This is a genomic window from Mesorhizobium sp. M1295 (assembly GCF_040318135.1).
GTDB lineage: Bacteria > Pseudomonadota > Alphaproteobacteria > Rhizobiales > Rhizobiaceae > Mesorhizobium.
On sequence record NZ_JAMYLU010000003.1, the window covers coordinates 76,871 to 102,368 of the forward strand.

Annotated in this window: 26 protein-coding genes; 13 read left to right on the forward strand and 13 right to left on the reverse strand. The window is 63.2% G+C overall.

The features are described from left to right. The first annotated feature begins 99 nt into the window (after window positions 1-99). Window positions 100-534 (forward strand): YybH family protein, encoded by a 435-nt coding sequence (locus NKH29_RS05645; RefSeq protein WP_023718345.1) that lies wholly within the window; start codon window positions 100-102, stop codon window positions 532-534. Window positions 535-836: 302 nt separating this feature from the next. Here the strand turns inward: NKH29_RS05645 and NKH29_RS05650 are convergent, their stop codons facing one another. Further along, window positions 837-1,331 (reverse strand): DUF8737 domain-containing protein, encoded by a 495-nt coding sequence (locus NKH29_RS05650; protein ID WP_352484362.1) that lies wholly within the window; start codon window positions 1,329-1,331, stop codon window positions 837-839. A gap of 81 nt (window positions 1,332-1,412) precedes the next feature. Here NKH29_RS05650 and NKH29_RS05655 point away from each other — a divergent pair, with 81 nt between their 5' ends. Next, the gene (locus NKH29_RS05655) at window positions 1,413-2,321 is read left to right on the forward strand and encodes a LysR family transcriptional regulator (protein ID WP_023718344.1); all 909 of its coding nucleotides are present in this window, start codon (window positions 1,413-1,415) and stop codon (window positions 2,319-2,321) included. A 72-nt stretch (window positions 2,322-2,393) separates the two neighbouring features. Here the strand turns inward: NKH29_RS05655 and NKH29_RS05660 are convergent, their stop codons facing one another. Continuing rightward, window positions 2,394-3,416 carry a substrate-binding domain-containing protein gene (locus tag NKH29_RS05660; RefSeq protein WP_352999182.1) on the reverse strand — a complete coding sequence of 341 codons (1,023 nt, stop codon included), beginning with the start codon at window positions 3,414-3,416 and terminating at the stop codon, window positions 2,394-2,396. 363 nt (window positions 3,417-3,779) lie between these two features. Between NKH29_RS05660 and NKH29_RS05665 the strand changes: the two genes are divergently transcribed. From NKH29_RS05665 to NKH29_RS05685, 5 genes are all read left to right on the forward strand, one after another. Beyond that, entirely contained in the window at window positions 3,780-5,135 is a 1,356-nt protein-coding gene (locus NKH29_RS05665) for an ABC transporter substrate-binding protein (RefSeq protein WP_352495220.1), read from the forward strand. A gap of 227 nt (window positions 5,136-5,362) precedes the next feature. After that, complete coding sequence (locus NKH29_RS05670) at window positions 5,363-6,376, forward strand: carbohydrate ABC transporter permease (protein ID WP_352999183.1); 1,014 nt, start codon at window positions 5,363-5,365, stop codon at window positions 6,374-6,376. Window position 6,377: 1 nt separating this feature from the next. After that, the gene (locus NKH29_RS05675; RefSeq protein ID WP_023718340.1) at window positions 6,378-7,532 is read left to right on the forward strand and encodes a carbohydrate ABC transporter permease; all 1,155 of its coding nucleotides are present in this window, start codon (window positions 6,378-6,380) and stop codon (window positions 7,530-7,532) included. Between the two features lie 4 nt (window positions 7,533-7,536). Further along, the gene (gene bglA, locus NKH29_RS05680) at window positions 7,537-9,201 is read left to right on the forward strand and encodes a beta-galactosidase BglA (RefSeq protein ID WP_352999185.1); all 1,665 of its coding nucleotides are present in this window, start codon (window positions 7,537-7,539) and stop codon (window positions 9,199-9,201) included. A gap of 25 nt (window positions 9,202-9,226) precedes the next feature. Next, complete coding sequence (locus tag NKH29_RS05685; RefSeq protein ID WP_023718338.1) at window positions 9,227-10,339, forward strand: ABC transporter ATP-binding protein; 1,113 nt, start codon at window positions 9,227-9,229, stop codon at window positions 10,337-10,339. Window positions 10,340-10,418: 79 nt separating this feature from the next. Here the strand turns inward: NKH29_RS05685 and NKH29_RS05690 are convergent, their stop codons facing one another. The 9 genes from NKH29_RS05690 to NKH29_RS05730 form a co-directional block, all read right to left on the reverse strand. Further along, on the reverse strand, window positions 10,419-10,658 hold the full coding sequence (locus NKH29_RS05690) for a DUF680 domain-containing protein (protein ID WP_352495222.1): 240 nt from the start codon (window positions 10,656-10,658) through the stop codon (window positions 10,419-10,421). A 67-nt stretch (window positions 10,659-10,725) separates the two neighbouring features. Further along, window positions 10,726-10,932 carry a DUF680 domain-containing protein gene (locus NKH29_RS05695; protein ID WP_352495223.1) on the reverse strand — a complete coding sequence of 69 codons (207 nt, stop codon included), beginning with the start codon at window positions 10,930-10,932 and terminating at the stop codon, window positions 10,726-10,728. Between the two features lie 71 nt (window positions 10,933-11,003). Further along, a complete protein-coding gene (locus NKH29_RS05700; RefSeq protein WP_023718335.1) occupies window positions 11,004-11,207 on the reverse strand; it encodes a DUF680 domain-containing protein in 204 nt (67 codons plus the stop codon). A gap of 441 nt (window positions 11,208-11,648) precedes the next feature. Further along, window positions 11,649-12,395 (reverse strand): FAD-binding oxidoreductase, encoded by a 747-nt coding sequence (locus NKH29_RS05705; protein WP_352495224.1) that lies wholly within the window; start codon window positions 12,393-12,395, stop codon window positions 11,649-11,651. Next, complete coding sequence (locus tag NKH29_RS05710) at window positions 12,392-13,003, reverse strand: molybdopterin-dependent oxidoreductase (protein WP_352817125.1); 612 nt, start codon at window positions 13,001-13,003, stop codon at window positions 12,392-12,394. Before NKH29_RS05710 ends, NKH29_RS05705 begins: the two co-directional genes overlap by 4 nt. Before the next feature lie 132 nt (window positions 13,004-13,135). After that, window positions 13,136-14,674 carry a DegQ family serine endoprotease gene (locus NKH29_RS05715; protein ID WP_023718332.1) on the reverse strand — a complete coding sequence of 513 codons (1,539 nt, stop codon included), beginning with the start codon at window positions 14,672-14,674 and terminating at the stop codon, window positions 13,136-13,138. Between the two features lie 366 nt (window positions 14,675-15,040). Beyond that, the gene (locus NKH29_RS05720) at window positions 15,041-15,766 is read right to left on the reverse strand and encodes an MBL fold metallo-hydrolase (RefSeq protein ID WP_352999187.1); all 726 of its coding nucleotides are present in this window, start codon (window positions 15,764-15,766) and stop codon (window positions 15,041-15,043) included. A gap of 16 nt (window positions 15,767-15,782) precedes the next feature. After that, window positions 15,783-16,949 carry a diphosphate--fructose-6-phosphate 1-phosphotransferase gene (locus tag NKH29_RS05725; protein ID WP_352451606.1) on the reverse strand — a complete coding sequence of 389 codons (1,167 nt, stop codon included), beginning with the start codon at window positions 16,947-16,949 and terminating at the stop codon, window positions 15,783-15,785. A 96-nt stretch (window positions 16,950-17,045) separates the two neighbouring features. Next, complete coding sequence (locus tag NKH29_RS05730) at window positions 17,046-17,810, reverse strand: L,D-transpeptidase (RefSeq protein ID WP_352999188.1); 765 nt, start codon at window positions 17,808-17,810, stop codon at window positions 17,046-17,048. A gap of 188 nt (window positions 17,811-17,998) precedes the next feature. On the opposite strand from NKH29_RS05730, the gene NKH29_RS05735 reads away from it, so the two are divergent. The 3 genes from NKH29_RS05735 (at window position 17,999) to xylB (ending at window position 21,602) form a co-directional block, all read left to right on the forward strand. Next, window positions 17,999-18,622, forward strand: a complete 624-nt coding sequence (locus NKH29_RS05735) for a LysE family translocator (RefSeq protein WP_023718327.1) — start codon at window positions 17,999-18,001, stop codon at window positions 18,620-18,622. A 9-nt stretch (window positions 18,623-18,631) separates the two neighbouring features. Further along, the gene (locus tag NKH29_RS05740; RefSeq protein WP_352817113.1) at window positions 18,632-19,957 is read left to right on the forward strand and encodes a tetratricopeptide repeat protein; all 1,326 of its coding nucleotides are present in this window, start codon (window positions 18,632-18,634) and stop codon (window positions 19,955-19,957) included. Window positions 19,958-20,147: 190 nt separating this feature from the next. Next, window positions 20,148-21,602 carry a xylulokinase gene (xylB, locus tag NKH29_RS05745; protein ID WP_352817110.1) on the forward strand — a complete coding sequence of 485 codons (1,455 nt, stop codon included), beginning with the start codon at window positions 20,148-20,150 and terminating at the stop codon, window positions 21,600-21,602. A gap of 209 nt (window positions 21,603-21,811) precedes the next feature. On the opposite strand, the gene NKH29_RS05750 is transcribed toward xylB, so the two are convergent. Continuing rightward, on the reverse strand, window positions 21,812-22,174 hold the full coding sequence (locus NKH29_RS05750; RefSeq protein WP_352484709.1) for a nuclear transport factor 2 family protein: 363 nt from the start codon (window positions 22,172-22,174) through the stop codon (window positions 21,812-21,814). 110 nt (window positions 22,175-22,284) lie between these two features. Between NKH29_RS05750 and xylA the strand changes: the two genes are divergently transcribed. Continuing rightward, window positions 22,285-23,610, forward strand: a complete 1,326-nt coding sequence (gene xylA, locus NKH29_RS05755) for a xylose isomerase (protein ID WP_352817107.1) — start codon at window positions 22,285-22,287, stop codon at window positions 23,608-23,610. Window positions 23,611-23,737: 127 nt separating this feature from the next. Here the strand turns inward: xylA and NKH29_RS05760 are convergent, their stop codons facing one another. Then, on the reverse strand, window positions 23,738-24,370 hold the full coding sequence (locus tag NKH29_RS05760) for a TetR/AcrR family transcriptional regulator (protein WP_023718322.1): 633 nt from the start codon (window positions 24,368-24,370) through the stop codon (window positions 23,738-23,740). 93 nt (window positions 24,371-24,463) lie between these two features. Between NKH29_RS05760 and NKH29_RS05765 the strand changes: the two genes are divergently transcribed. Both NKH29_RS05765 and NKH29_RS05770 read left to right on the forward strand, forming a co-directional pair. Then, the gene (locus NKH29_RS05765; RefSeq protein WP_352817104.1) at window positions 24,464-25,120 is read left to right on the forward strand and encodes an O-methyltransferase; all 657 of its coding nucleotides are present in this window, start codon (window positions 24,464-24,466) and stop codon (window positions 25,118-25,120) included. 166 nt (window positions 25,121-25,286) lie between these two features. Further along, the gene (locus NKH29_RS05770; RefSeq protein ID WP_023718320.1) at window positions 25,287-25,496 is read left to right on the forward strand and encodes a hypothetical protein; all 210 of its coding nucleotides are present in this window, start codon (window positions 25,287-25,289) and stop codon (window positions 25,494-25,496) included. The last annotated feature ends 2 nt before the right edge of the window (window positions 25,497-25,498 follow it).

The following is a 25,498-nucleotide window of genomic DNA, read 5'->3' on the forward strand; positions in this document are numbered from 1 at the left end:
ACGCCGCCGTAGGGAAAATGCTTCACCGCTGCGGGCGCACAGAATGTAGACCTGTGGTCGCCAGTCCGGATCAGAAATAAAAACGACAGGGAGGATGACGTGTCCCTCGACGCCAGTGGCTTCGATCAAGCAGTTGAAGAATACCACCTGGCTCTGGATGAGTTCATGAAAGGAAACCCCGCGCCAGCGAAGAAGCTCTTTTCCCAACGAGACGATGTAACACTGGGCAATCCCTTTGGCCCTTTCGCTCATGGATGGAAGCAGGTCGTTGAGACGATGGAGCAGGCGGCATCGAACTACAGGGACGGCGACGCTAGCGGCTTCGAGAACATAGCGAAGTGTGTGACGTCTGAGCTGGCATACATCGTCGAAGTGGAGCGGCTCAGGTCCAAGGTTGGCGGTCGGAGCGATGTCACGCCTCTTGCGTTACGCGCGACGAGCGTCTTTCGCCCAGAAGATGGTCTGTGGAAGATTGTGCATCGTCATGCCGATCCGATAACGACGGCTCAGCCGGCCGATTCGGTACTCCGATAGCGGTTGTGGTATTGGGGAAGCGATCGATCTCCTTTGCTGCTGCAGCGCGGCTATTCTTCAGTCCGTTTTCTGCTAAGGGTTGGCCAGCGTCATCGGGCTCGCAGGGTCGGACGGCCGCTCTGGGTCGAACTCGGTCGCCGGGAGTGATCGAGTTTTGACCTTTACATCGGCGCGCCGGCCCTGGATGCCCTGACCACTGGTCGAACGGCCAGACCTCGCCGCGCGCGGCCTGCTCCGGCCGGAGATTCGCGACGCCAGCCGGTCGGCAATGCGCGCCGGCCAGGCGGATCGACTACGATGGCTTAAGTCGCGTTTTGCCGAGGACGCGCCAGAAAATAGAATGCGGCGATGTGCGTTATCATCAGCAGCGGTACGTAGATGATCGGGATCGCGTAGGTTGCGCCCAGTTCCCCCGCGCGTGCAGGAAGGCCGATCTGAATGGCGTGGTAATAGTCGACGATGAGGTCGACCGTCCCTACGACGTTGAAGGCGACGACCAACGGCCAGAAGAGCGGGCGTATCCTCACTGTGAGCAGCGCCAGCATGGCCAGCACGCCAGTCGCGAAATCGCCGTAGGCGGCAAACACGGCGAAATCGGCGGGCAGATTGGGGCTTACGACGCCCGGAACGATGAAGACGAGCCCGAAGAAGCGGAAGCTGTGCAGCGTAGCGATAGCACGTTGCGCTGCGACCCGGTCCATCGACCTGAGCCACGGCAAACCGTATGCGCCGAAGCAAAGCAGCCACGCGACATAGCCGAGAACAAGATGGGTTTGGAACACTATTTCCGTGGACATTTGGCCTTCTCTCAACAGTTGATTCACGCGGCTTTAAGCCCGCTACCGCAATTCGACTATCCGGTGTAATCACAACAACCTATGAAGCAGAACTACACAGTCCGACATGGTGCGCTGGAGGGCGTCGAGGCGTTCCTGGCCGTCGCCAGGCGCCGCAACTTCCGCCGTGCTGCCGCCGATCTCGGCGTGACGCCGTCCGCTGTGAGCCAAGCGGTGCGCGCGCTGGAAGCTCGCCTGGGTACGGCGCTGTTCGTCCGCACGACGCGGAGCGTCGGTTTAACCGAGCCTGGCCAGCGGTTCCTCGACCGTGCCGGCCCTGCATTCGAAGAGCTCGTCGCGGCCGGCGAGGCTGCCCGCGATATCGGCCAACGGCCGACCGGTCTGCTGCGTCTGTCTGTGCCCCGCGCCATCGTGCCATTGATGTTGGAGCCGGTGCTCGCGTCGTTCTGCCAAGCCTATCCTGAGATCGAACTGGAGATCGCCGTGAGTGACCAGATGGTTGATCTGGCGACCGGCGGGTTCGATGCCGGCATCCGCCTCGGCCAGTTCATCGCCGCCGACATGGTCGCGGTGCGGCTGACTCCGCCGTTCTCGTTCGTGGTCGTCGGCAGCCCTGATTATCTCGAGCGCCACGGCCGTCCCGAGCGTGTCGAGGACTTGCGCCGCCACGCCTGCTTACGCTTGCGCCGCTCGAATGGCGCGATCGCGCCCTGGTCCTTCGTCGACGGCAATGGCGCGATCGAAGCGATCGTCTCAGGCCCGCTGATCGCGCACGACTATTCGACATTGGTCGGGGCTGCGACGCGGGGCGTTGGGCTGGCGCAGACACCACGACCACTCGCCGAAGGTCTGATAGAAGAAGGAAAACTCAAGTCGGTGCTGGACAGCATCGCCACGACGACGCCGGGTGTCTTCCTCTATCATCCAGGCAAGCGCCAAGTCCTGCCGAAGCTGCGCGCCTTCATCGATCACCTCAAATCTGCGGCCTGACACCAGGACGCACTCGCTGGTGCTGGCCAACAGCCGCCAAGAGTCGACCTCGGCCGTTCAGAGTGATTGCCTCTAGGCCGGTGCGCCGGCGACCGATCCCCTGACCACCAGGTCGACCGGCCAGACCTCGCCGCGAGCCCCCTCCTCCAGGCCGGAAATCCGCGCCGCCAGCCGTTCGGCGATGCGCGCGCCGGCCAGGCGGATCGACGAACGCGTCGTCGACAGCGGCACCGAAAAATTCTCCGGCTTCAGCCAGGGAAAGACGTCGTCATGGGCGATCAGCGACAGGTCGCCCGGAATGGTCAGGCCGAGATCGCGCACCGCGCGCACCACGCCGAGCGCCATGATCAGGCTGGAGCAGGCGATCGCCGTCGGCGCGTCGCTTTGTTCCAGCAAGCGCCGGGCAGCGCGGTAGCCATTCTCCTCGGTCATGGTGAGGGAACAGACATGCTGATCACCAAGCACCAGGCCGCTTGCCGCTAGCGCGCGCCGAACGCCGCGCTCGCGGTGGATGGCGAAGGTCTCGCGATCGTCGCCATTGATCAGCGCCAGACGCCTGTGACCGAGCTGGACGAGAAGCCGCGCCGCCTCGTGGAAGGCGCCCTCATTGTCGATGTCGGTGAAGGGAAAGTGGAAATCGAAGCCTTCGCTGCGGCCATGGACGATGAAAGGAATGCCGAGCGTATTGACCAGCGCCACCCGGCGGTCGGCCGGCCTCGGCGACGAGATATAGACCGCGTCGACCTGCCGGTTGGCGACAATACGGCGGTAGGTCGTCTCCTGGTCGTCGGCATCGGCCGGTGACAGCACCAGGTCGAGCTCGTGCGAACGCGCATAGTCGCCGAGGCCGGACAGGAACTCGACGAAATGCGGGTCGATGTCGACGGTCGTCCCCGTCGGCAGCACATAGCCGATCATGCCGGTCTTGCCGGTCGCCAGCCGGCGCGCGCTCGGATTGGGGCGATAGCCGTGACGCTTGGCGGCATCGACCACCCGCCGGCGCGTTTCCTCGTTGACTTCCGGGTAGCCGTTCAATGCGCGGCTGACCGTGGTCTGCGAAAGCGCCAGCATGTGGGAGAGCTGCTTGAGGTTCACCGGAGGCCTCCAAAACCTCAAAGCGCTTTTAATCTGAATCGAGCTGGCCGCTACGAACCGCCTTGCCGAGCGCAATGACCATACGCACGGTTCAGACCGGTTTGAAGCCGAATTTGCTGCTGCACCGCCAGAAAACTGTGCTGCAGCGCACTTTCGCTGGCACTCGGCCGCAGAAATCAAATCGATTAGCGTGGCTTTCTCTTGACTCCGGATCAATTCAGTGGCGTGATCAAAATCACCAAAGCGCTTTGGAAGACTCTACGAAAGCTTGCAGTTCCTTTCCGACTGAGTCACAGTCCTGCAGCGCCGCCGGACGGAATGGAGGTTTCGTTCGGTGTTTGTCACCACTGGGAGGGAATACCGATGAAGAAAATGCTTCTGCTGGGCGCTGCGTTTGCCACGCTCGCCCTGGCCATGCCGGCGCAAGCCGAACTGAAGTTCAAGCCGGGCGAAGATCCCCGTTTCAACTGGGCCAACTACGAGGAGCTCAAGAAGGTCGACCTCAAGGGCGAGACGCTGACGATCTTCGGACCGTGGCGCGGCGAGGACGAAGGGCTTGTCCGCACCGTTCTCGATTATTTCTCCGAAGCCACCGGCGCCGAGATCAAGTACTCCTCGTCGGAGAATTACGAGCAGCAGATCGTCATCGACACGCAGGCCGGCAGCCCGCCCAACATCGCCGTGCTGCCGCAGCCGGGTCTGATCCAGGATCTGGCATCGAAGGGGCTTTTGACGCCGCTCGGCGACGACACCGCCACCTGGGTCAAGGACAATTACGGCGCCGGCCAATCCTGGGTCGACCTCGGCACCTTCAAGGACAAGGACGGCAAGCCCGGTTTCTTCGCGTTCCCCTACAAGGCCGACGTGAAATCGCTAGTCTGGTACTCGCCGGATAATTTCGAGGAAGCCGGCTACAAGGTGCCGAAGACGCAGGAAGAGCTTGCCGAGCTCGAAAAGAAGATCATCGCCGACGGCGGCACGCCATGGTGCATCGGGCTTGGTTCGGGCGGCGCCACCGGCTGGCCTGCGACCGACTGGGTCGAAGACATCATGCTGCGCACCCAGACGCCCGAGACCTACGACAAATGGGTGAAGAACGAAATTCCGTTCAACGATCCGGCCGTGGTCAACGCCATCGACATTTTCGGCAAGATCGCGACCGACGACAAAATGGTCGAGGGCGGTGCAAAGGCGGTTGCGGCGACCGATTTCCGCGACAGCCCGAAGGGCCTCTTCTCGGTGCCGCCAAAATGCTATCTGCACCACCAGGCATCATTCATCCCGACCTTCTTCCCGCAAGGCACCAAGATCGGCGAGGATGCCGACTTCTTCTATTACCCGCCCTACGCCTCCAAGCCCGATCTCGGCACTCCGGTGCTGGGCGCCGGCACGCTCGCCATGATCACCAAGGATAGCAAGAGTGCCCGCGCGTTCATCGAATTCCTGAAGCTGCCGCTCGCTCATGAGATCTGGATGGCGCAGGGTGGCTTCGTGACGCCGTTCAAGTCGGTCAACAAGGACGCCTATGCCAGCGACGCGCTGAAGAAGCAGGGCGAAATCCTGGCCAACGCCTCGACCTTCCGCTTCGATGGGTCCGACCTGATGCCGGGCAAGATCGGCGCCGGCGCCTTCTGGACCGGCATGATCGACCTGGTCGGCGGCAAGTCCGCCCAGGACGTCGCCACCGATATCCAGAAAAGCTGGGACGCGATCAAGTAAGCGGCCGGCTTGCGTTCCCAATGTGATGCGGTCCGGGCCTCAAACGGCCCGGACCTTATCCGGTGCTTGGCGTCGCGTCGATTGTCGTGAGCACAACGCATTCCGGCATGATGCGCGCCCAGTGACCTGCTTTTCGGCTGGTCGCGCTCCAGACAACTGAATCGGCGCATGATCCCGTCGCCAAAGCCATTCTCGACTGGCGGATCCGTGCGCAGGGGGAGGGACCCATGGCGGCTCAGATTTTTTCGGCGATATTCGTCATCATCATCGGCGTGGGCGGCGGCGTCGCCTATTTCTGGGGCGCCAACAAGGCACTCGATACGATCTTTCCGGCACGCGGCGTTTCCGGCAAGGCGGCGATTAACAATCTGCGGCGGCAGGGGGTGATCCGGCCGTGGCTGTTCGTCGGGCCGGCGATGATCATCCTCACCATCTACCTGATCTACCCGGTGGTGGAGACGCTGAGGCTGTCGTTCCTCGATCGCGGCGGTGGCCATTTCGTCGGCTTGGCCAACTATCAATGGGCGTTCGGCGACCGCGAGTTCCGCAACTCGATCCTCAACAACATCATCTGGCTGGCAGTGGTGCCGGCCGCCTGCACCTTCCTCGGGCTGATCATCGCCGTGCTCACCGACAAGATCTGGTGGGGCACCATCGCCAAGAGCCTGATCTTCCTGCCGCTGGCCATCTCCTTCGTCGGCGCCAGCGTCATCTGGAAATTCATCTACGAGTACCGCGGCGACGGCCAGACGCAGATCGGCCTGCTCAACGCCATCATCCAGTATTTCGGCGGCCAGCCGCAGGTCTGGATATCGCTGCCGTTCTGGAACAACTTCTTCCTGATGATCATCCTGATCTGGATCCAGACCGGCTTTGCCATGGTCATCCTGTCGTCGGCCTTGCGCGGCATTCCGGAAGAGACGCTGGAAGCCGCCGTCATCGACGGCGCCAATCCTTTCCAGATCTTCTGGAAGATCATGGTGCCGCAGATCTGGGGCACCATCGCCGTCGTCTGGACCACCATCACCATCCTGGTGCTGAAGGTTTTCGACATCGTGCTGACCATGACCAACGGCCAGTGGAACAGCCAGGTGCTGGCCAATCTGATGTTCGACTGGATGTTCCGCGGCGGCGGCGATTTCGGCCGCGGCGCCACCATCGCCATCATCATCATGATCGCGGTCATTCCGATCATGGTCTGGAACATCCGCCAGGCGAACAAAGAGACGGAGGGACATTGAGATGGCCGTGGCGACCGGAAAGTCCTTTGTCAGCCGTTTCGGCGTCCATATCGCCGTCTTCATCTTCGTTGCGATCTGGACGATCCCGACGCTCGGCATCCTGGTCTCGTCGCTGCGCGACAAGGACCAGATCATCGCTTCGGGCTGGTGGAACTCGTTCACCAGTTCCAGCCAGACGGAAGCCGGACGGCTGCCGCCCGCTTCGGCGCAGGTCGAGAAGGACGGCAAGTTCGTCCTGCAAGGCAATATCTTCGGCGACGGTCCTGCCCGCAACATCAGCGCCTTCGGCGTCAAGTCGGCCGCACCGACGCAATATCCCGCCGGCACGACAGCCGATCTCGGCGACGGCGTGACCCTGCAGCTCAATGCCGACGGCAGTTTCGTCATGACCTCGCCGAAGGCTTTCGAAAGCGAACGCGGCCAGCGCGTCTATTACGCCTCGTCGGCGCCGCCGAAATTCACCACCGACAACTACGACACGGTGCTGTTTTCGGAAGGCATCGGCCGCTCCTTCATGAATTCGCTGACCGTCACCATTCCGGCGACCGTGATCCCGATCCTGATCGCCGCGTTCGCCGCCTACGCTTTGGCGTGGATGCGCTTTCCCGGCCGGGCGCTGCTCATCGCCGTCATCATCGGCCTCCTGGTCGTGCCGCTGCAGATGTCGCTGATCCCGCTGTTGAAGCTCTACAACGGCGTCGGCAGTTTCTTCGGCGTGCCGTCGAAAACCTATCTCGGCATCTGGCTGGCACATACCGGCTTCGGCCTGCCCTTCGCCATCTATCTGTTGAGGAGCTATATCGCCGGCCTGCCACGCGAGATCATGGAATCGGCGCGCATCGATGGCGCCAGCGATTTCGAGATCTTCGTCAAGATCGTGCTGCCATTGTCGTTCCCGGTGCTGGCCTCGTTCGCCATCTTCCAGTTTCTCTGGGTGTGGAACGATCTGCTGGTGGCGATGGTTTTCCTCGGTACCGAGGGCGACCAGATCGTGCTGACCGCCAAGCTCAATGCGTTGCTCGGTTCGCGCGGCGGCGACTGGGAGATCCTGACGACATCGGCCTTCGTCACCATCATCGTGCCGCTGATCGTGTTCTTCTCGCTGCAGCGTTATTTCGTCCGCGGGCTGCTTGCCGGCTCGGTGAAAGGAGGTTGAGATCATGCAATCCGCTTTGAAGGCGACCCCGAAGCCCGATCTCGCGATCGATCGCGACTGGTGGCGAGGTGCCGTGATCTACCAGATCTACCCGCGCAGCTACCAGGATTCGAACGGCGACGGCATCGGCGACCTCAGGGGCATCATCGGCCGGCTGCCCTATATCGCCTCGCTCGGTGTCGACGCCATCTGGATCTCGCCATTCTTCAAATCGCCGATGAAGGATTTTGGCTACGACGTGTCGGATTATTGCGACGTCGATCCGATGTTCGGGACGCTCGCCGACTTCGACGCGCTGACCGCCGAGGCGCATCGGCTTGGCCTCAAGGTGATGATCGACGAGGTGCTGTCGCACACCGCCGACATCCATCCATGGTTCAAGGAAAGCCGTTCGAGCCGCAGCAATCCAAAAGCCGACTGGTATGTCTGGGCGGATGCCAAACCGGACGGCACGCCGCCCAACAACTGGCTGTCGATCTTCGGCGGCTCGGCCTGGCAGTGGGACACCAGCCGCCAGCAATATTACCTGCATAATTTCCTGGCCGAGCAGCCCGACCTCAATTTCCACAGCCGCGCGGTCCAGGACGCGCTGCTCGATGTCACCCGCTTCTGGCTGGAGCGCGGCGTCGATGGCTTTCGCCTCGATACCATCAATTTCTACTTCCACAGCCAAGGGCTGGAAGACAATCCGCCGCTGCCGCCCGAGCAGCGCAACGACCAGACGGCGCCGGCCGTCAACCCCTACAACTACCAGGACCATCTCTACGACAAGAGCCGGCCTGAAAACCTCGGCTTCCTCGAACGCTTCCGCGCCCTGCTCGACGAATATCCGGCGACGGCCGCGGTTGGCGAAGTCGGCGATTCGCAGCGTGGGCTGGAAGTAGTGGCGGCCTATACGGCCGGCGGCAAGCGCGTGCACATGTGCTACTCCTTCGACTTCCTGGCGCCGGAGAAGATCAGCGCGGCAAAGGTGCGCTCGGTGCTGGAAACCTTCGGCAAGGTGGCCAGCGACGGCTGGTCGTGCTGGGCCTTCTCCAACCATGACGTGATGCGCCCTGCCTCGCGCTGGGCTGCCGGCGAGCCCGACCCGACCGCCTACCTCAAGGTCATCTCGGCGCTGCTGATGTCGTTGCGTGGCTCGGTCTGCATCTATCAGGGCGAGGAACTCGGGCTTAGCGAGGCCGAGCTCAGCTTTGAATATCTGCAGGACCCATACGGCATCCGCTTCTGGCCGGAATTCAAGGGCCGCGATGGCTGCCGCACGCCGATGGTTTGGGACGGCGCTGCCCGCAATGGCGGCTTCTCGACGGCAAAGCCCTGGCTGCCGGTGCCCAGCAAGCATCTTGCGCAAGCGGTCAATGTGCAGCAGGGCGACGACGGCTCGCTGCTCGAGCACTACCGGCGCTTCCTGGCTTTCCGCCGCGCTCATCCGGCACTGGCCAAGGGTGATATCGAGTTCATCGAAAGCGACGACGACACCGTCGCCTTCACGCGCCGCGAAGGCAACGAGCAGATCGTCTGCGCCTTCAATCTCGGCGCAAAGCCGGCCGAGGTCGATCTTGGCGGCCGCTCACTGCAGCCCTTGCCGGGGCACGGGTTTTCGGGACAGACTGACGCCGGCACTATCCGCCTGGGCGGCTACGGCGCCTGGTTCGGGCGTATCGACTGAATTCAAGGAAGAACTGGAGGGTACCATGGCCGATGTCACGCTAAGGCAAGTGAAGAAATCATACGGCAATCTCAACATTCTGCACGGCGTCGACCTCGACATAAAGTCGGGCGAATTCATCGTCTTCGTCGGTCCGTCTGGTTGCGGCAAGTCGACCTTGCTGCGCTGCATCGCCGGGCTGGAGGAGATCACCTCGGGCGAGCTCAAGATAGACGGCGAAATCGTCAACGACGTGCCGCCGTCGAAGCGCGGCATCGCCATGGTGTTCCAGTCCTATGCGCTCTATCCGCACATGACCGTCTACGACAACATGGCGTTCTCGATGAAGATCGGCAAGGAAAGCAAGGCCGAGATCGACAAGCGGGTGCGCCAGGCGGCCGAGATCCTGCAGCTGACCAAATATCTCGACCGTCTGCCCAAGGCGATGTCGGGCGGCCAGCGCCAGCGCGTCGCTATCGGCCGCGCCATCGTGCGCAATCCCAAGGTCTTCCTGTTCGACGAGCCGCTGTCCAACCTCGACGCGGCGCTGCGCGTCGCTACCCGCATCGAGATCGCCAAGCTCAAGGAATCGATGCCGGCCACAACGATGATCTACGTCACCCACGACCAGGTCGAGGCGATGACGCTGGCCGACCGCATCGTGGTTCTGAAGGAAGGCCATATCGAACAGGTCGGCACGCCGATGGAGCTCTACAAGCGGCCCGGCAATCTGTTCGTCGCCCAGTTCATCGGCTCGCCGGCGATGAACATCTTGCCGGCAACGATCGACAAGACCGGCAACCCGACGCTCGTCAGCCATGTCGGCGGCCGCAAGGCAACGGTGCCGATCGCAACGCCTGCCTCGGCGAAAGGCGCTGCGGTGAGCTTCGGGGTGCGGCCGGAGGATCTGATGATTGCCACCGGCGCCGACTATTTGTTCGAAGGGACGGTCGATTATGTCGAGCAGCTCGGCGAGGTCCAACTCGTCTATGTCGACATCGGCCGCGCCGACCTGCCGCTGGTGACCAAGCTGCCGGGCAATGTCGAGGTCAAGCGCGGAGCGACGCTGCGGCTGACGGCGGACGCAGGCGACCTGCATATTTTCGACGCCGACGGGCGCTCTTTCGCGCTCCATGAAGCAGAAGCAAAGGCGGCTTGAAGCAGGCGTTTTTCCGCCATGCAAAGACAAGAGCGGCGGGCATGGCCCGCCGCTCTTGTTTGGAATTCCAGTTCGGCTGTTAGTTGTTACCGAAGAGGTTGCGGTCGGCGCCCTGAGGCGCGGACTTGGGCACATCGCCAGACGAATTCAGCAGTTTGTAGATCGGCGAATTGGTGTCACGTACCGAAAACGTCTGCGTCTTGTCGACGTTGACGGTCGACTGCTTGTTGATGTCGGTCCCGCCAACATTGTCGTTGCGGGCATAGGCGCTGCCGGCGGCAATCAAGAGAGCGGCGGCAGTAAGAACAATCTTTTTCATTTGGGTACTCCTGGATTTTCGAATCAAGCGGCGGGCTCACCCGCCGCTTTGATGCTGGGATCGGCTATTAGTTGTTGCCGAAGAGGTTGCGGTCGGCGCCCTGGACGACCGGCTGCTTTTCAGCATGGTCCGACGTCTTGACGGAAGCCGTGTACGAGCTATCGACGAAAGGCGCAGGCTGGTTGGCACCGTTGGAACCATAATTGTCGCTAGCGGCGAAAGCGCTGCCGGTGATGGCCAGAACGGCGGCGGCAGCAAGAACGATCTTTTTCATTTTAATACTCCTGAATTTCTCGGGTCCCAGGCGGCGGATAATGCCCGCCGCCCTGATGCTGGGATCGGCTGTTAGTTGTTGCCGAAGAGGTTACGGTCGGCGCCCTGGACAGGCTGCTCGTCAGCATGAGCCGGCTTCTGAATGGAAGCCGTGTACGAGCTGTCGACCGAAGCGGCAGGCTGGTTCGCACCCTTGGAACCAAAGTTGTCGCTGCCAGCGAAGGCGCTGCCGGTGATGGCCAAAACGGCGACGGCGGCAAGAGCGATCTTTTTCATTTTAGTACTCCAGTATCTCAGTTTTTCCGTCCGGCGAGCGGCGTGTCTTGGGAGGAATTCGCGTCGTCCGGACAGCCCCGATGTGGGAAAGCCAATGGCCAGTTTCCAATCACGAAGTTGTTTGGTGTGGACCAAGAATCTACACCTTGAAATTGTGCCAGAGATTCCCTCCGCCACAATTTTATTGCTAAATATCAAGTAGATAGCCCATAGCATCGGTCTGGCTGCAAGGTGGCTTGGAGAGGCAGCGTTCACAGCGTCCTGCACGCATTGTCAACAGAAACGAACCGTTCGGTTCGATTTTTTAAACCGATAAAAGTAGCAGCAGGGGTTGTTTGTCGAATCGTTAACCATTTCAGCCAAACGCGACCTTGCCGTTCTACCTGTTTTCGGCCTGTTTATGCCGGGCAGCGAAGACTGCAACGGGCAAGCAGAACCGGGTCAGACCCCGTAGCGTTCGGTGCGGATGAGTGCCGCCGGGACGCCGGCATCGATCAGTGCCTCGGCGGCGGCCGTCACGAATGCGTTCGAGCCGCAGACGAAGGCCAGCTTCGGCGGCGCGGGCAGCCTCGTCATGGCTTGCACCATCATCGCGGCGTCGATCCGCCGCGCATAATCCGCCGGACGGCGGGCCGGCTCGCGCGTCAGCGTCAGCACCAGGTCGAAGCCATCCCGGCGCTCGGCGAGGTCGATCAACTCGTCGCGAAAGATCACCTCGTCCCAGACCCGCGCGGAAAACACCAGCGCGGCGGCGACCAGCGACTCCCGCATCGCCCGGTGACGGACCATTGACATCAGCGGCACCACGCCCGACCCGCCGCCGACGAGCAAGAGCGGTCCGCCATCGCTGTCGGACCAGACGAAATGGCCGCCGAGCGGCCCGCGCAATTCGACGTCGTCGCCCACCGCCGCGATCTCGTGAAAGAACGGCGAGACCTCGCCGTCCTCGAGTTTTTCAATCGCCAGCTCGATGGTCTCGCCGGTCTCCGGTGCCGAGGCGATGGAATAGGAGCGGCGCGCCTGATAGCCGTCAGGCGCTGTCAGCCTGACGTCGACATGCTGTCCGGCACGGTAAGCGAAGGGCCGCGATGGCTGTAGGAAAAAGCTGGTGACGCGCGGCGTGCGCTTTTGGATGCGGGTGATGGTGACTGTCTGCCAGGGCGACTGCGCCGCCGGTGCGTCGCTCATGGATCGTTCGTGTAGCGCTGTTCGCGCCACGGGTCGCCATAGATATGATAGCCTCGCAGCTCCCAGAAACCCGGCTCGTCACGCTCGGTGAACTGCAGCCCGTTCAGCCATTTGGCCGATTTCCAGAAATAGAGATGTGGAACGAGCAGCCGCGCCGGCCCGCCATGATCGGGGGTGATCGGCTTGCCCTCGTAAAGCAGTGCCACCATCGCCTTGCCGCCGGTGAGATCCTTCGTCGGCACGTTGGTGGAATAGCCGTCGAAACCCAGCGCCAGCGTGAAGGCGGTGGGCGGCTCGATGCCGGCGTCGGCAAGGATGTCATCGACCAGCACGCCCTGCCACGCGGTGTCGAACTTGGTCCATGCGGTCACGCAATGGATGTCGCGCGTCATCTTGGTCAAGGACAGCGCATTGAACTCGGCCCAGTTCCACTTCTTGATCGGCCGCGGCCCGTGCTTAAGCGTGAACGACCAATCCTCGGTGCGCACATGCGGCGTCGGGCCGGCCGACAGGACCGGGAAACCTTGCTCGAGATACTGCCCCGGCGGGATACGTGCATTCGTATCCGTCGGGGGCTTTCGTCCGGAAGAGAAGCCTCGGGTAACCATCGAGAATATCCATTTGCGCAAGGTCCAATCGACCCTTGTCAGTTTTCTCGAAGACGCGCCCGCGGGCAACCGAAATCTTGGCTCGGCCTGGCGGCAGTGCTCTACGTCGATCTTGGCAGCGCGGCGCGTGCCTCAGCCACTGGCAAAGGGCACGGCGACAAACATCTGGGCGTCGCCGCGCTCGACAAGCAGCAGCACCGATTTCTTGCCGGATTTGGCAGCCTGAGAAATCGCCTGGTTAGCCTGCCTGGCGCTCCTCACCGGATGCTGGTCGACGGCGACGATGATGTCGCCGGGCTGAATGCCGGAAGCCGATGCCGCCTTGTTCGGGTCGACGCGCTCGACCAGTGCGCCGTGCTGGTTGCCTGCCAGGTTCATTGCCTGGCGCACATCCGGGGTGACGTCCATCAGGCCGAGACCGAGCGTCGGTGCGCGAAGGCCCTGCCCCGTCGACGGCTGACCCTGATCGCCGGCCACCGATCCCGTCGCCATATCGTCTTCGTTGCGCCCGATCTCGACGGAGATCTGCAGGCCCTTCCCCTTGCGCCAGACATTGAGCGCTTCCCTCGTGCCGGGCGCAATGTCGGCGACGGCGCGTGACAGGTCCCTTGGATCCTTTATGTCCTGGCCGGCGAAGCTGGTAATGACATCGCCGGTCTCGATGCCGGCCTTGGCGGCCGGCGATCCGTCGCTGACCTGCGCGACCAGCACGCCGGCGGGGTGATCGAGGCCGATGGCGCTCGCCATATCAGGCGTCACCGGCTGGATCTGGACGCCGAGATAGCCGTACTGGATGGAGCCGCCCTTCATCAGCTTGGCGACGACCTTTTGCGCCTGGTCCGAGGGGATGGCGAAGCCGACGCCGACGCTGCCGCCATTCGGCGAAAAGATCGCCGTGTTGATGCCGACGACATTGCCGTTCACATCCGTCAGCGGGCCGCCGGAATTGCCCCGGTTGATCGGTGCGTCGATCTGGATGAAATCGTCAAACGGCCCGCTGTGCAGGTCGCGGCCGCGCGCCGAGACGATGCCGGCCGTGACGGTGGTGCCAAGGCCGAAAGGATTGCCGAAGGCGAGCACCTGATCGCCCGGCATGAGCTTGTCGGAATCGCCCCATTTGACGGTCGGCAAGGGCTTGCCGGCTTTGACCTCGAGCACGGCAAGATCGTTCTTGGCGTCATGGCCGATCAATTTGGCGGGAAGCTCGGTGCCGTCGTCGAGCGTCACCTTGATCGACTGGGCGCCGTCGACGACGTGATTGTTGGTGACGATGGTGCCGTTGGCGCCGACGATGAAGCCTGAGCCGAGGGCCTCGGTGCGCGGCGCCTGTTCCGGCGGCGTCTTGGGGGCGGGCTGTCCCTGGTCATCGAAGAAATGGCGGAAATAATCGTCGAAAGGCGAGGTTCCGCCAAAGGGAGAGCCATCGCTCGTGGTGTCCGGCTGTTGGGCTTTCATGACCGTCGTGATGGTCACCACTGCCGGTTTGTCGGCCGCCACGACCGGAGCGAACGAACCGCTGGGAGCGGTCATGCCGGTGACAGGTGGCGTCACTGTTGCCGCCAGGACATCATTCAGCCTGGGAGCGAGAGGCAGGGCGAAGGGGCTGACGATCAGCGCGGCGCCCAGCAAAGCGGCGACGCGATGTCTGCGAAGGGTCTGGATTGGTGACATGGCCGTTGTCCGGGCGAGAGATTGATCGGGCGCCGCAGCGTTCCGTCACCGGAACGCTCCATCGGCGTGTCGGCCTTGCCTGTCTCGCCTGGCACGGCGGCCGACCGAATCGACAGCCCCGCATCTAGGGCGCCGATCGTGGTTTCCAGATAATATTACGAAGATTTAATTTCCGGCTGGCAGCCGCCTTGCCGGGCTGGCGCCGAAAGCCGAAAACAAAAACCCGCCTTGCGGCGGGTCGTTGGGGCAAATCAGCACCATACCCAAATTACTAGCATAGCTGCCGGCACAAAGCAAGAACAAAATAGCTACCCAAGAAAAATCGCCTCAGGTTGTGCCGCCCCTCACCGCCCCTGCCGAGGCTTCCTATGCCGCTGTCCCGTCCGTTCGCCTGAGATACGCCGAGGCGATCTCGCGCATCCGCCTGCCGTCGAAGCTCGGTCCATGACCGCCATGGCCGATGCGGATCGGCAGCTCGAGCAGCCGCTGCATCGTGTGGCGGTAGGCGGCACGATCCGAATCCGGCAGGTCGTCGATCAGCGTGGCGTCGTAGATGGCGTCGCCGGCGAAGAACAGGCCGTCGGCCTCGTCGAACAGCGCGATCGAATCAGGAGAGTGGCCGGGCAGATGCAGGACGCGGAATTGGCGGTCGCCGAGGTCGACCCTATCGCCCTCGTCCAGGGTCCTAGTCAGCGGCGCCGGCGGAATCCTGTAATCGGCGGCTTTCCAGCCCTCCGCCGGCAGCCTGGAGACAGCCCCTTCCAGGTCATGGAACATGTAGGCGTAGGTAATCGCTTCATCCATGCTGCCGAACTGCGCGGCGCTGTGGCGCGGCCCTGCCCGCAACGGAAACTCGTGCAGCGAGCCGACATGATCGAGATGGATATGCGTGGCGACGACGAGCAGCGCCTTGCCGGCCGGCGTGTCGATCTGCGGCGCCAGTGGGCAGATCCCCATGCCGGTGTCGACCAGCAGGTCGACGTCGCGGCCGCGCAAATGCCAGATGTTGGCGCGCACGAATTCATGCACGAAGGGCTCGGTCAGCATGGTCGTCTCTGCGTCGACGATGGTTTTGCTGAACCAGTTGTCCATCAGATCAAGGCCGGCATCAGACGAACGGCTTGCCGACCTTGTATTTTTGCGGGACCAGCCGCTTCAGATAGGCCATCCCCGCATCGGACAGCCGGTTGACATCGGGCAGCATGAAATCATCCGGCATATGGCGCGTCTTGCCGGCGACGTTCTTCAGCGGCACCTTCTTCAGCACGGTTTTCTTGCCGTCATATTGCAGCGCCACCGAACCGCCGCCCTCGTCGGCGACCGTGACCGCGAAGGCGCCGGCGTCGAAGGCCTCCTGCGCGTCCACCGCGCTGATGGCGCCGACATAGCCGCGCGGCATGTAGCCGAGCGCATCGACGCGCGCCCGCTTGCCCGGCAATCCCTCGGCCAGCGCGCGCTCCAAGGCTGCCGGCAGGTCGCTGCCCGACAGCTTGACGTTGCCGTGCTGGTCGCGCTCCAGCCTTTCCGGCGGCACCAGGCTTTCGACCAGCGCCTTGCCGTCGGCGGTGCTGACGCCTTCGGAGACGGCAACGATGCAGCGCTTGTGGCGGTCGAGCGTGGCGCGCACGTCGTCGATGAAGCCGGCCGCCGAGAACGGCCGCTCCGGCACGTAGACGAGATGCGGGCCGCTGTCCTGATCGAGCTGCCATGCCGCGGACGCGGCCGTCAGGAAACCGGCGTGCCGCCCCATGACGATGCCGACATAGATGCCCGGCAAAGCACGGAAATCGAGATCGACCGAAAGAAACGCCCCGGCGACGAACTCGGCCGCCGACATGAAGCCGGGCGTGTGGTCGTTCTCCTCGAGATCGTTGTCGATGGTTTTCGGCGCATGCACGAAGGCGATCTTGCCGCCGGCGGCGTCGGTCAGGATCTGCTGCGTGCCCGACGTGTCGTTGCCGCCGATGTAGATGAAGGCGTCGGCGCCGGCTTTCTTCAAGCCGTTGAGGATGAGGTCGCAATAGGCGGCATCCGGCTTGTCGCGCGTCGAACCAAGCGCGGCGCTCGGCGTCGCCGCGATCAGCCGCAAACGGTCCTCGGGGATGGCGGAAAGATCGACGTAATTGCCGTCACGAATGCCACGCACGCCGTGGATGGATCCCAGCACCTTGGCGCCGGGATGCCGCTTGCGGATTTCGAGCGCGGCGCCGACCACCGTCTGGTTGATGACGGCGGTTGGGCCGCCGCCTTGCGCGATGACAAAAGTTCCGGCCATTGTTCACGTCTCCCGGGCGATGAAAATCGCAGGCACATTCGCCTGTCTTGCGGCATCGCGCAACGGCAGAGTGATCGCTGAAAGCGAAGCCGCCGGTCAGACGACGACGACCGGATTCTTCTTGGAGACGCGGCTGTAGAGATCGATGATGTCCTGGTTGATCAGGCGTACGCAGCCCGACGACATCGCCTGGCCGATGCTACGCCATTCGGGCGAGCCGTGGATGCGATAGCCGGTGTCGCTGCCGTTCTGATAGATGTAGAGGGCACGCGCGCCGAGCGGATTGTCGAGGCCGCCCGGCTGTCCGCTTTGCCATTTCACCAGTTCCGGCTTGCGGGCGATCATCTCGGGCGGTGGGGTCCAGACCGGCCATTCCTTGCCGTACTGGATGTTGGCGCGGCCCGACCAGCGGAATCCGTCCTTGCCGATGCCGACGCCGTAACGGATCGCTTCGCCGCCGGGCTGCACCAGATAGAGCAGCCGCTCTTGCGAATGCACGACGATCGTGCCGGGTTGCTCGCCGGTCGGATCGACGACAATCTGGCGGCGGAACTCCGGCTTGACCTTGAGGTAGGGCACCTCCGGCACATTGAAGCCACCGTCGGTGAGCGAAGCGTACATCACGTCGGGGCTGGTGATGTTCTTGTCGACGCTGATCCTCGGACGCACGGGCCGGATCGAGCCGGTGGTGACGTCGTCGAGCTGGAGCGACGGCAGATCCAGCGTCTGGCTGCAGCCGGCGACGCCGAGCAGCGCCAGCGCACCGGCGCCGGACAGCACCGTGCGGCGGGAAAGCTGTATTTCGGTTTCGATTGCGTCGCCATTATGCGGCAGCGACAGACCGTGCGGCAACTCACGCATTTACCCAAACCCTACGCTATCGGCGGGAAACACGGTCCGGCCGGATAGCAGGCATTTTCACCAATCATGGTTGAAAAAGCGTGAAGGCCAGCCATCTGCCGTTAACGAGGGGCTTTTTCGGTTTTTGCCTCTTTACATCTTCGCGAGGCCAAGGATTTATCCTCTTCTTTGAGCTCAAGGAGAAGAAAATGTCCTTCGAAAACTGGGCCGCATTTGCCGCCGCCTCGGCAGTCCTTCTGGTCATTCCGGGCCCGACCATCCTGCTGGTGGTGTCCTATGCGCTCGGCCAGGGCTGGCGCACCGCGCTGCCGATGGCAGTCGGCGTGGCGCTCGGCGACTTCACCGCAATGACACTGTCGATGCTGGGCATCGGCGCGCTGCTGGCGGCGTCGGCGACCGTATTCACCGTGCTGAAGGTGATCGGCGCCGGCTATCTGATCTATCTCGGCATAAAGCTGTTTCGCGCCGGCGGCGCGCTGCGGGCCGAACCGCGCACCGATGCGGTGTCATCGGCCAAGATGACGGCACATGCCTGGCTGGTTACCGCGCTCAATCCGAAAAGCATCACCTTTTTCGTCGCCTTCCTGCCGCAGTTCCTCGACCGGCATGCGGATTTCTGGACACAGATGCTGATCTTCGAGACGACCTTCCTGGCGCTCGCCTTCGCCAATGCCTTCGGTTATGCGCTGATCGCCGCAAGGGCGCGCAACGTCGTGCGCAATCCAAAGGCGATCCGCATCTTCAACCGCACCGGCGGCACGCTGCTGGTCGGCGCCGGCATCGCCACGGTGGCGATGCGCTCGGGCAACTGAGGACAAGCCATGGCGGTCAGGGATGCATTTGGCCTAGCGCTGTCTGGCGCGACGGAGGCCGGGTTTTCGTCCTACAGCCAGGCTGTGCGCGAATTGCAGTGCTTCATCGGCGATCCTGTCGGTTCCGTTGACCGGGCAATCGCCGAAGATCCCGGCTTCGTCATGGCGCATGTGTTCAAGGGTTATCTCTTTGGCCTCGCCACCGAGCGTGAAGCGACGGCGGTGGCCAAGGCATGTCACGAGGCAGCGCTGCCGCTTGCCGCGACGACGCGCGAGCAGGCGCATGTCGCCGCGCTTGGCCACCTTGCGGAGGGCCGCTGGCACGAGGCCGCCCGCGTGCTGGAGGATATCGCCATCGAGTTCCCGCTCGATGCGCTGGCGCTGCAGACCGGCCACCAGATCGACTTCTTCACCGGCAACGCCCGCATGCTGCGCGACCGCATCGGCCGCGCGCTGCCGTCCTGGCAGAGCGGCATGCCGGGCTACCACGCCATACTCGGCATGCAGGCCTTTGGGCTGGAGGAAATGGGCGACTACGCGCGCGCCGAAAAACTTGGCCGCACGGCGGTCGATATCGAGCCGCGCGACGGCTGGGCCCAGCATGCCGTCGCCCACGTCATGGAGATGCAGAGCCGGCAGAAGGACGGCATTCTGTGGATGCGCGCCAACCCCGAAGCGTGGACGCGGGAAAGCTTTCTGCAGGTGCACAATTGGTGGCATCTGGCGCTGTTCCATTACGACCTCGGCGAGACCGACGACGTGCTGGCGCTCTACGACGGGCCGATCTATGGCGAGCGCTCGACGCTGGCGCTCAACATGGTCGATGCCTCGGCGATCCTGTGGCGCCTGCATCTCGGCGGCGTCGATGTCGGCGACCGCTGGACGGCGCTGGCCGCCAACTGGTTGCCCAAGGCCAGCGCCGGCCATTATGCCTTCAACGACGCCCACGCAATGATGGCGTTTGTCGGCGCCGGCCTCGAAGCGCCGGCCCGCGGCTTGCTCGAGGCGCAGCGCGAGGCGATGCAGGGCAAAGACGACAACGCTGGTTTCACCAGGGATGTCGGCCATCCCCTGACGCTCGCCATCAAGGCATTCGGCGACGGTAATTATGCCGGGACGATCCGCCTGATCCGGCCGATCCGGGCGATCGCCCATCGCTTCGGCGGCAGCCACGCCCAACGCGACGTCATCGACCTGACGCTGATCGAAGCGGCATTGCGTTCCGGTGATGGCGCGCTGGCGCGGGCGCTTGCGGCGGAACGCGCGCTGGCACGGCCGGACAGCCCGCTATCGGCACTGTTTTCACGGCGCGCAACCGCTCTCGCGGCGAATTGACCAAGACTAAATCTTGCCTTAAAAACTGCCCCGGCAAGATTTTTTCGAGTGTCGAAAAAATCTTCGCGTGTTGACCGGAGCGCTTGTCCGGCGGCACGATTGCCGGGATATCTTCGCCGCCTCTGTCGCAGGCAGAGGCGGGGAGCAAGAAAGACCGTCGCCGCCAGGCCTGACGGACATGGGAGGAAACATGTATCTCGGCCTCGATCTCGGCACGTCGGGCGTCAAGGCGCTGCTGATCGATGCAAGGCAGAGCATCGTCGGTTCCGGCCATGCGCCGCTCGACGTGTCGCGCCCGCATCCCGGCTGGTCCGAGCAGAACCCGGCTGAGTGGATCCGCGCCTGCGAAGCGGCGATCGCCGAGCTGCGATCCGCGCATGCGAAGGAGCTCGCGGCGGTCAAAGGCATCGGCCTTTCCGGCCATATGCATGGCGCCACCCTGCTCGACGCCGCCGACCAGGTGCTGCGCCCCTGCATCCTGTGGAACGACACACGCAGCCACGCCGAGGCGGCCGCACTCGACGCCGACCCGCGCTTTCGCAAGCTGACCGGCAACATCGTCTTTCCCGGCTTCACCGCGCCAAAGCTCGCCTGGGTGAAAAACAACGAACCGGCTGTTTTCGCCAAGGTGGCAAAGGTCCTGCTGCCGAAGGACTTTTTGCGGCTCTGGCTCGCCGGCGAGCATATTTCGGAAATGTCGGATTCGGCTGGCACGTCGTGGCTCGACGTCGGCAAACGAGCCTGGTCCGCCGAACTGCTCGCCGCCACGTCGCTCGACGAAAGGCAGATGCCGTCATTGGTCGAAGGCACGGCAAAGGCCGGTACCTTGCGCAGCGAACTGGCTACGAAATGGGGTATGCAGGCGGGCATCCCGATCGCCGGCGGCGCCGGCGACAACGCAGCCTCGGCCTGCGGCATGGGCACGGTCGGCGCCAGCCAGGCTTTCGTCTCACTCGGCACATCCGGCGTGCTTTTTGCCGCCAACGCGGCCTATCTGCCCAACCCGGAAAGCGCCGTGCATACATTCTGCCATGCCCTGCCCGGCACCTGGCATCAGATGGGCGTCATCCTGTCGGCAACCGATTCGCTCAACTGGCTATCGGCAATCGCGGGCAAAGGTGCTGGCGAGTTGACCGCCGAACTCGGCGATGCGCTGCAGGCGCCGACCGGTGTCTCCTTCCTGCCCTATCTCTCAGGCGAACGGACGCCGCACAATGATTCCGCCATTCGCGGCGCGTTTACGGGGCTTGCACACGAATCCGGCCGCGCGGCGCTGACCCAGGCCGTGCTCGAAGGCGTCGCTTTCGCTTTCCGCGACAGCCTGGAAGCTCTGGCCAAGGCCGGCACGACGCTGACCCGGGTGACGGCGATCGGCGGCGGCTCGCGTTCGCGCTACTGGTTGAAGGCCATCGCCACCGCGCTTGGCCTGCCCATCGATATTCCCGCCGAGGGCGATTTCGGCGCCGCGTTCGGTGCGGCCCGGCTTGGCCTGATCGCGGCGACCGCTGCCGATCCGCGCGCCGTGTGCACGGCGCCGGCGACGGACGCCACGGTCGAGCCGGTCGCCGCCCTCGGCGACGCCTATGCGCAGGCCTATCAGCGCTACCGCCAGCTTTACCCGGCGATCAGGGCTGTAACCGCGTGAGCTGGCGCTTACCCCCCTCTGGCCTGCCCTCTTTGCCACCACTTGGCATCTCCCCCTCAAGGGGGGAGATCGGCAGCGTCGACGGCTATGCCAGTCTTGCAAGATCGGTGATTGGCGAAGGCGGAAAGGCCAGCCAATCTCCCCCCTTGAGGGGGAGATGCCCGGTAGGGCAGAGGGGGGTGCTTGGCCCCCACTTTGCCGAGATTTCCTCACTGCGCCGGCACCTTGTCGAGAAAGCCGGTGACGCTTTTCAGCCGGCCATTTTCGATGATGCCGATATCGGTGCCTTCGATGACGGGCTCGGTGCCGTCCGGCCCAAGGTTCCACGAAAAGCGGATGGCGTCAGCGAAGCCGTCCGGCTCGCCTTTCAGCGAGAACCTGAAGCCGGCAAAGCGCTGCTGCACGCCTTCGATCAGCGCGGCGATGCCGTCATGGCCGTCGCCCTGCATGATCGGATCGCGGTAGCCGACATCCTCGGTGAAGGTCGTCTTGAGCAAGGCTTTCCTGCGCGCGGCGTCACTCTCGTTCCAGGCGGCGATGTAGTTTTCGGCAATGGTGTTGAGGTCGGTCATGGTCTGTCTCCTTCGTTGGATGCTCTTGACATGAGCCTTTTCGACCAACGCCAGCGCGAAACCAATTACGCTTGAGGTAATCAGGCCGAACCATGCGAGAGGAAAAGAACATGACCAGCGGTTTTTTCGGCGACATCCAACAGATCAAATATGAGGGACCGGATTCGACCAATCCGCTGGCCTACCGGTTCTACAATCCCGACGAGATCGTCGCCGGCAAGCGGCTGGAAGACCATCTGCGCTTTGCCGTCGCCTACTGGCATTCCTTTGCCTGGCCAGGCGGCGATCCGTTCGGCGGCCAGACGTTTGACCGGCCGTGGTTCCCCAAGGCCGGCGGTACCGACACGATGGAGCTGGCCAAGCTCAAGGCCGACGTCGCCTTCGAGATGTTTTCGCTGCTGGGCGCGCCTTATTTCTGCTTCCACGATGCCGATGTGCGGCCGGAGGGCCGGGACTTTTCCGAAAGTGCGGCGCGGCTCGACGAGATCGCCGATTATTTCTCGGGAAAGATGAAGCAGACTGGCGTCAAGCTGTTGTGGGGCACGGCCAACCTGTTCTCCAACCGCCGCTTCATGTCGGGCGCCGCCACCAATCCCGATCCGGACGTCTTTGCCTATTCGGCCGCGACGGTGAAACACTGCATCGACATCACCAAGCGGCTGAACGGCGAGAACTACGTGCTGTGGGGCGGCCGCGAGGGCTATGAGACGCTGCTCAACACCGACCTTGCCCGCGAGCAGGAACAGGCCGGCCGCTTTCTCAATCTGGTCGTCGACTACAAGCACAGGATCGGCTTCGAAGGCACCATCCTGATCGAGCCGAAGCCTCAGGAACCGACCAAGCACCAGTATGATTACGACGTCGCCACCGTCTATGGCTTCCTCAAGCGTTTCGGACTGGAGAACGAGGTCAAGCTCAACATCGAGCAAGGCCACGCCATCCTGGCCGGCCATTCGTTCGAGCATGAACTGGCGCTGGCCAATGCGCTCGGCATTTTCGGCTCGATCGACATGAACCGCAACGACTACCAATCGGGCTGGGACACCGACCAGTTCCCAAACAATGTACCGGAGATGGCGCTCGCCTATTATCACGTACTGCAGGCGGGCGGCTTCAAGACCGGCGGCACCAATTTCGACGCCAAGCTCAGGCGCCAGTCGCTCGATCCGCAGGATCTGCTGATCGGTCATATCGGCGGCATGGATTGCTGCGCTCGAGGCCTCAAGGCAGCGGCACGCATGGTCGAGGACAAGGCGCTGTCGGCGCCGCTCGCCGAGCGCTATGCCGGCTGGGATTCGGCCGAGGCCAAGGCGATGCTTGCCGGCAAGCGCACGCTGGAGGAAATTACTGATCGCGTCGTCAAGGAGAAGATCGAGCCGCAGCCCCGATCCGGCCGCCAGGAACTGCTCGAGAACATCGTCAACCGGTACGTCTGAGGCGTGCCGTTTCGCGGCCGCATTTTCAGCGGCCGCGGATAAAGGCGGCTTCCGCGGGGCTGAAACCGACAAGGTTTGCCCCCTGCGAAACTTTCGGTCTGCTTGCTGACCGGGCCTGGCATTTGCCCTAGCCGTGATCGAGGCCTCTTAGGTAGGCGCAGAACATGTCGGCCATGGCGTCGGCGTAGGCTTCGATCTCCGCCGGGGTTCGGGGCGCCTCCGAGAACTGCTTCCCCACCGTGCTCAGCGCCGTCATGACGAGGTCGCCGGCCAATTCGCGCGTCGCTTGCGCGGCGTTGGGCAACGCCTCCTGCATGAAGAGCTGGATGGTGCGGTCTCCGGACGCCCTTGCCGCCCGCGCCTCAGGCGCGTCGCGGTAAAGCGGTGCGGCGTCGTCGAGCGCCACACGCACCGCGGCCTCGTCACACTCCGAGCGGAGGAAGGCGTGGACTAGGCCGCGCAGCCTTTCAAGCGGCGGTTTCCTGATATCCTCGAGGATGTCGCGCAGCAAATCGGTCGTCTGCCGCCATTCGTCACTCTGGAGCCGGAACAGGATCGCCGCCTTGTTCGGAAAATACTGATACAGCGATCCGACGCTGACACCGGCCTTCTCGGCCACCCGCGCCGTGGTGAAGCGCTGCGCGCCTTCCCTCGCCAAAACCTGAACAGCAGCCTCCAAAATCGCAGCAACGAGCTCCGCCGAGCGGGCCTGCTTGGGCTGTTTTCGCGAGGAAATCCGCGGACTTCGGTGATCGCTCATTGAGAGGCGCGCCAATGCGATTAGTGAATGCGAATGATTAGTCGTATTTTGAATGCCGCACAAGAACGCATTCAATTTTGACTGGAGACCAATATGACCACACTGACGACAACGCCGCTGGCGCCCCTGCTGGACCGCCTGTTCGAGGAAGCCGCTGCGGCAACGAGCCCTGCCGTGGCGGAGCTCTCCGCCGAGGAGCGGAGCCGCTTCATTCGGAGCAAGACCGAATACCTCGATTTCTACGGGCGGCTAAAGGATCTCTGGCTTCCCGTTTCGCGAGAGACCGGCACGCTGCTCTACATGCTGGCACGGAGCAGCGGCGCCCGGACGATCGTCGAATTTGGAACCTCGTTCGGCATCTCGACCCTGCACCTTGCCGCAGCCTTGCGGGACAATGGCGGCGGCCGCCTGATCACCAGCGAGTTCGAGCCATCCAAGGTGGTGCGCGCGAGGAGCAATCTGACAGCAGGCGGTCTCATCGACATGGTGGAAATCCGAGAAGGAGACGCGCTGCAAACATTAAGCGTCGATCTTCCCGAAGCCGTCGACCTGCTGCTGCTCGACGGCGCCAAAGCGCTCTATCCCGAGGTCTTGACCCTAGTTGAAAGTCGCCTCAGGCCGGGCGCCTTGGTCGTTGCCGACAATGCCGATCTTTGCCTCGAATACCTCGAGCGGGTGCGCTCGACTGGGAGTGGCTACATGTCCACGCCGTTCGGCGAGGATGTCGAACTGTCCATGCGGCTCGGCTGACGCACCGCCTGATCTGTCGGAAAGATCGTGCCCAAGATGGGCGGCGGCGGACAAAACTTTGCCCGGCATCGCCCATCAATCGTCTCGCTCTTGCCTTCAAACAGCCGTCACGGAGTTCCTATAGTGTGGTTCGTGGCGGGAATCAGAAAGAAGGAGGCGAAACGATATGCAGCACGAACGCGAAATCGACGCCCTGCTCTCATCTGGCGAGGCCGGATCGATCATCGACCGGCTGATGGCGCTGCCGCACCCCAAGCATGGTGCGCTGAGTGCAAACGAATGGGATCGCGCGGTCGCCAGCCGCTTCGAGACCCATCTGGCGAGACAGATGCGCTCGCAGATCGACGGCAACAGCGTCCGCCAAGACGCTGCCTGATC

Bases quoted from the DNA above. Each gene is read 5' to 3' on its own strand.
- NKH29_RS05650 (WP_352484362.1), bottom strand. From the start codon at position 1,331: ATGTCCACGGAAATAGTGTTCCAAACCCATCTTGTTCTCGGCTATGTC.
- NKH29_RS05655 (WP_023718344.1), top strand. From the start codon at position 1,413: ATGAAGCAGAACTACACAGTCCGACATGGTGCGCTGGAGGGCGTCGAG.
- NKH29_RS05665 (WP_352495220.1), top strand. From the start codon at position 3,780: ATGAAGAAAATGCTTCTGCTGGGCGCTGCGTTTGCCACGCTCGCCCTG.
- NKH29_RS05670 (WP_352999183.1), top strand. From the start codon at position 5,363: ATGGCGGCTCAGATTTTTTCGGCGATATTCGTCATCATCATCGGCGTG.
- NKH29_RS05675 (WP_023718340.1), top strand. From the start codon at position 6,378: ATGGCCGTGGCGACCGGAAAGTCCTTTGTCAGCCGTTTCGGCGTCCAT.
- bglA (WP_352999185.1), top strand. From the start codon at position 7,537: ATGCAATCCGCTTTGAAGGCGACCCCGAAGCCCGATCTCGCGATCGAT.
- NKH29_RS05685 (WP_023718338.1), top strand. From the start codon at position 9,227: ATGGCCGATGTCACGCTAAGGCAAGTGAAGAAATCATACGGCAATCTC.
- NKH29_RS05690 (WP_352495222.1), bottom strand. From the start codon at position 10,658: ATGAAAAAGATTGTTCTTACTGCCGCCGCTCTCTTGATTGCCGCCGGC.
- NKH29_RS05695 (WP_352495223.1), bottom strand. From the start codon at position 10,932: ATGAAAAAGATCGTTCTTGCTGCCGCCGCCGTTCTGGCCATCACCGGC.
- NKH29_RS05700 (WP_023718335.1), bottom strand. From the start codon at position 11,207: ATGAAAAAGATCGCTCTTGCCGCCGTCGCCGTTTTGGCCATCACCGGC.
- NKH29_RS05705 (WP_352495224.1), bottom strand. From the start codon at position 12,395: ATGAGCGACGCACCGGCGGCGCAGTCGCCCTGGCAGACAGTCACCATC.
- NKH29_RS05710 (WP_352817125.1), bottom strand. From the start codon at position 13,003: ATGGTTACCCGAGGCTTCTCTTCCGGACGAAAGCCCCCGACGGATACG.
- NKH29_RS05715 (WP_023718332.1), bottom strand. From the start codon at position 14,674: ATGTCACCAATCCAGACCCTTCGCAGACATCGCGTCGCCGCTTTGCTG.
- NKH29_RS05720 (WP_352999187.1), bottom strand. From the start codon at position 15,766: ATGGACAACTGGTTCAGCAAAACCATCGTCGACGCAGAGACGACCATG.
- NKH29_RS05725 (WP_352451606.1), bottom strand. From the start codon at position 16,949: ATGGCCGGAACTTTTGTCATCGCGCAAGGCGGCGGCCCAACCGCCGTC.
- NKH29_RS05730 (WP_352999188.1), bottom strand. From the start codon at position 17,810: ATGCGTGAGTTGCCGCACGGTCTGTCGCTGCCGCATAATGGCGACGCA.
- NKH29_RS05735 (WP_023718327.1), top strand. From the start codon at position 17,999: ATGTCCTTCGAAAACTGGGCCGCATTTGCCGCCGCCTCGGCAGTCCTT.
- NKH29_RS05740 (WP_352817113.1), top strand. From the start codon at position 18,632: ATGGCGGTCAGGGATGCATTTGGCCTAGCGCTGTCTGGCGCGACGGAG.
- xylB (WP_352817110.1), top strand. From the start codon at position 20,148: ATGTATCTCGGCCTCGATCTCGGCACGTCGGGCGTCAAGGCGCTGCTG.
- NKH29_RS05750 (WP_352484709.1), bottom strand. From the start codon at position 22,174: ATGACCGACCTCAACACCATTGCCGAAAACTACATCGCCGCCTGGAAC.
- xylA (WP_352817107.1), top strand. From the start codon at position 22,285: ATGACCAGCGGTTTTTTCGGCGACATCCAACAGATCAAATATGAGGGA.
- NKH29_RS05760 (WP_023718322.1), bottom strand. From the start codon at position 24,370: ATGAGCGATCACCGAAGTCCGCGGATTTCCTCGCGAAAACAGCCCAAG.
- NKH29_RS05765 (WP_352817104.1), top strand. From the start codon at position 24,464: ATGACCACACTGACGACAACGCCGCTGGCGCCCCTGCTGGACCGCCTG.
- NKH29_RS05770 (WP_023718320.1), top strand. From the start codon at position 25,287: ATGCAGCACGAACGCGAAATCGACGCCCTGCTCTCATCTGGCGAGGCC.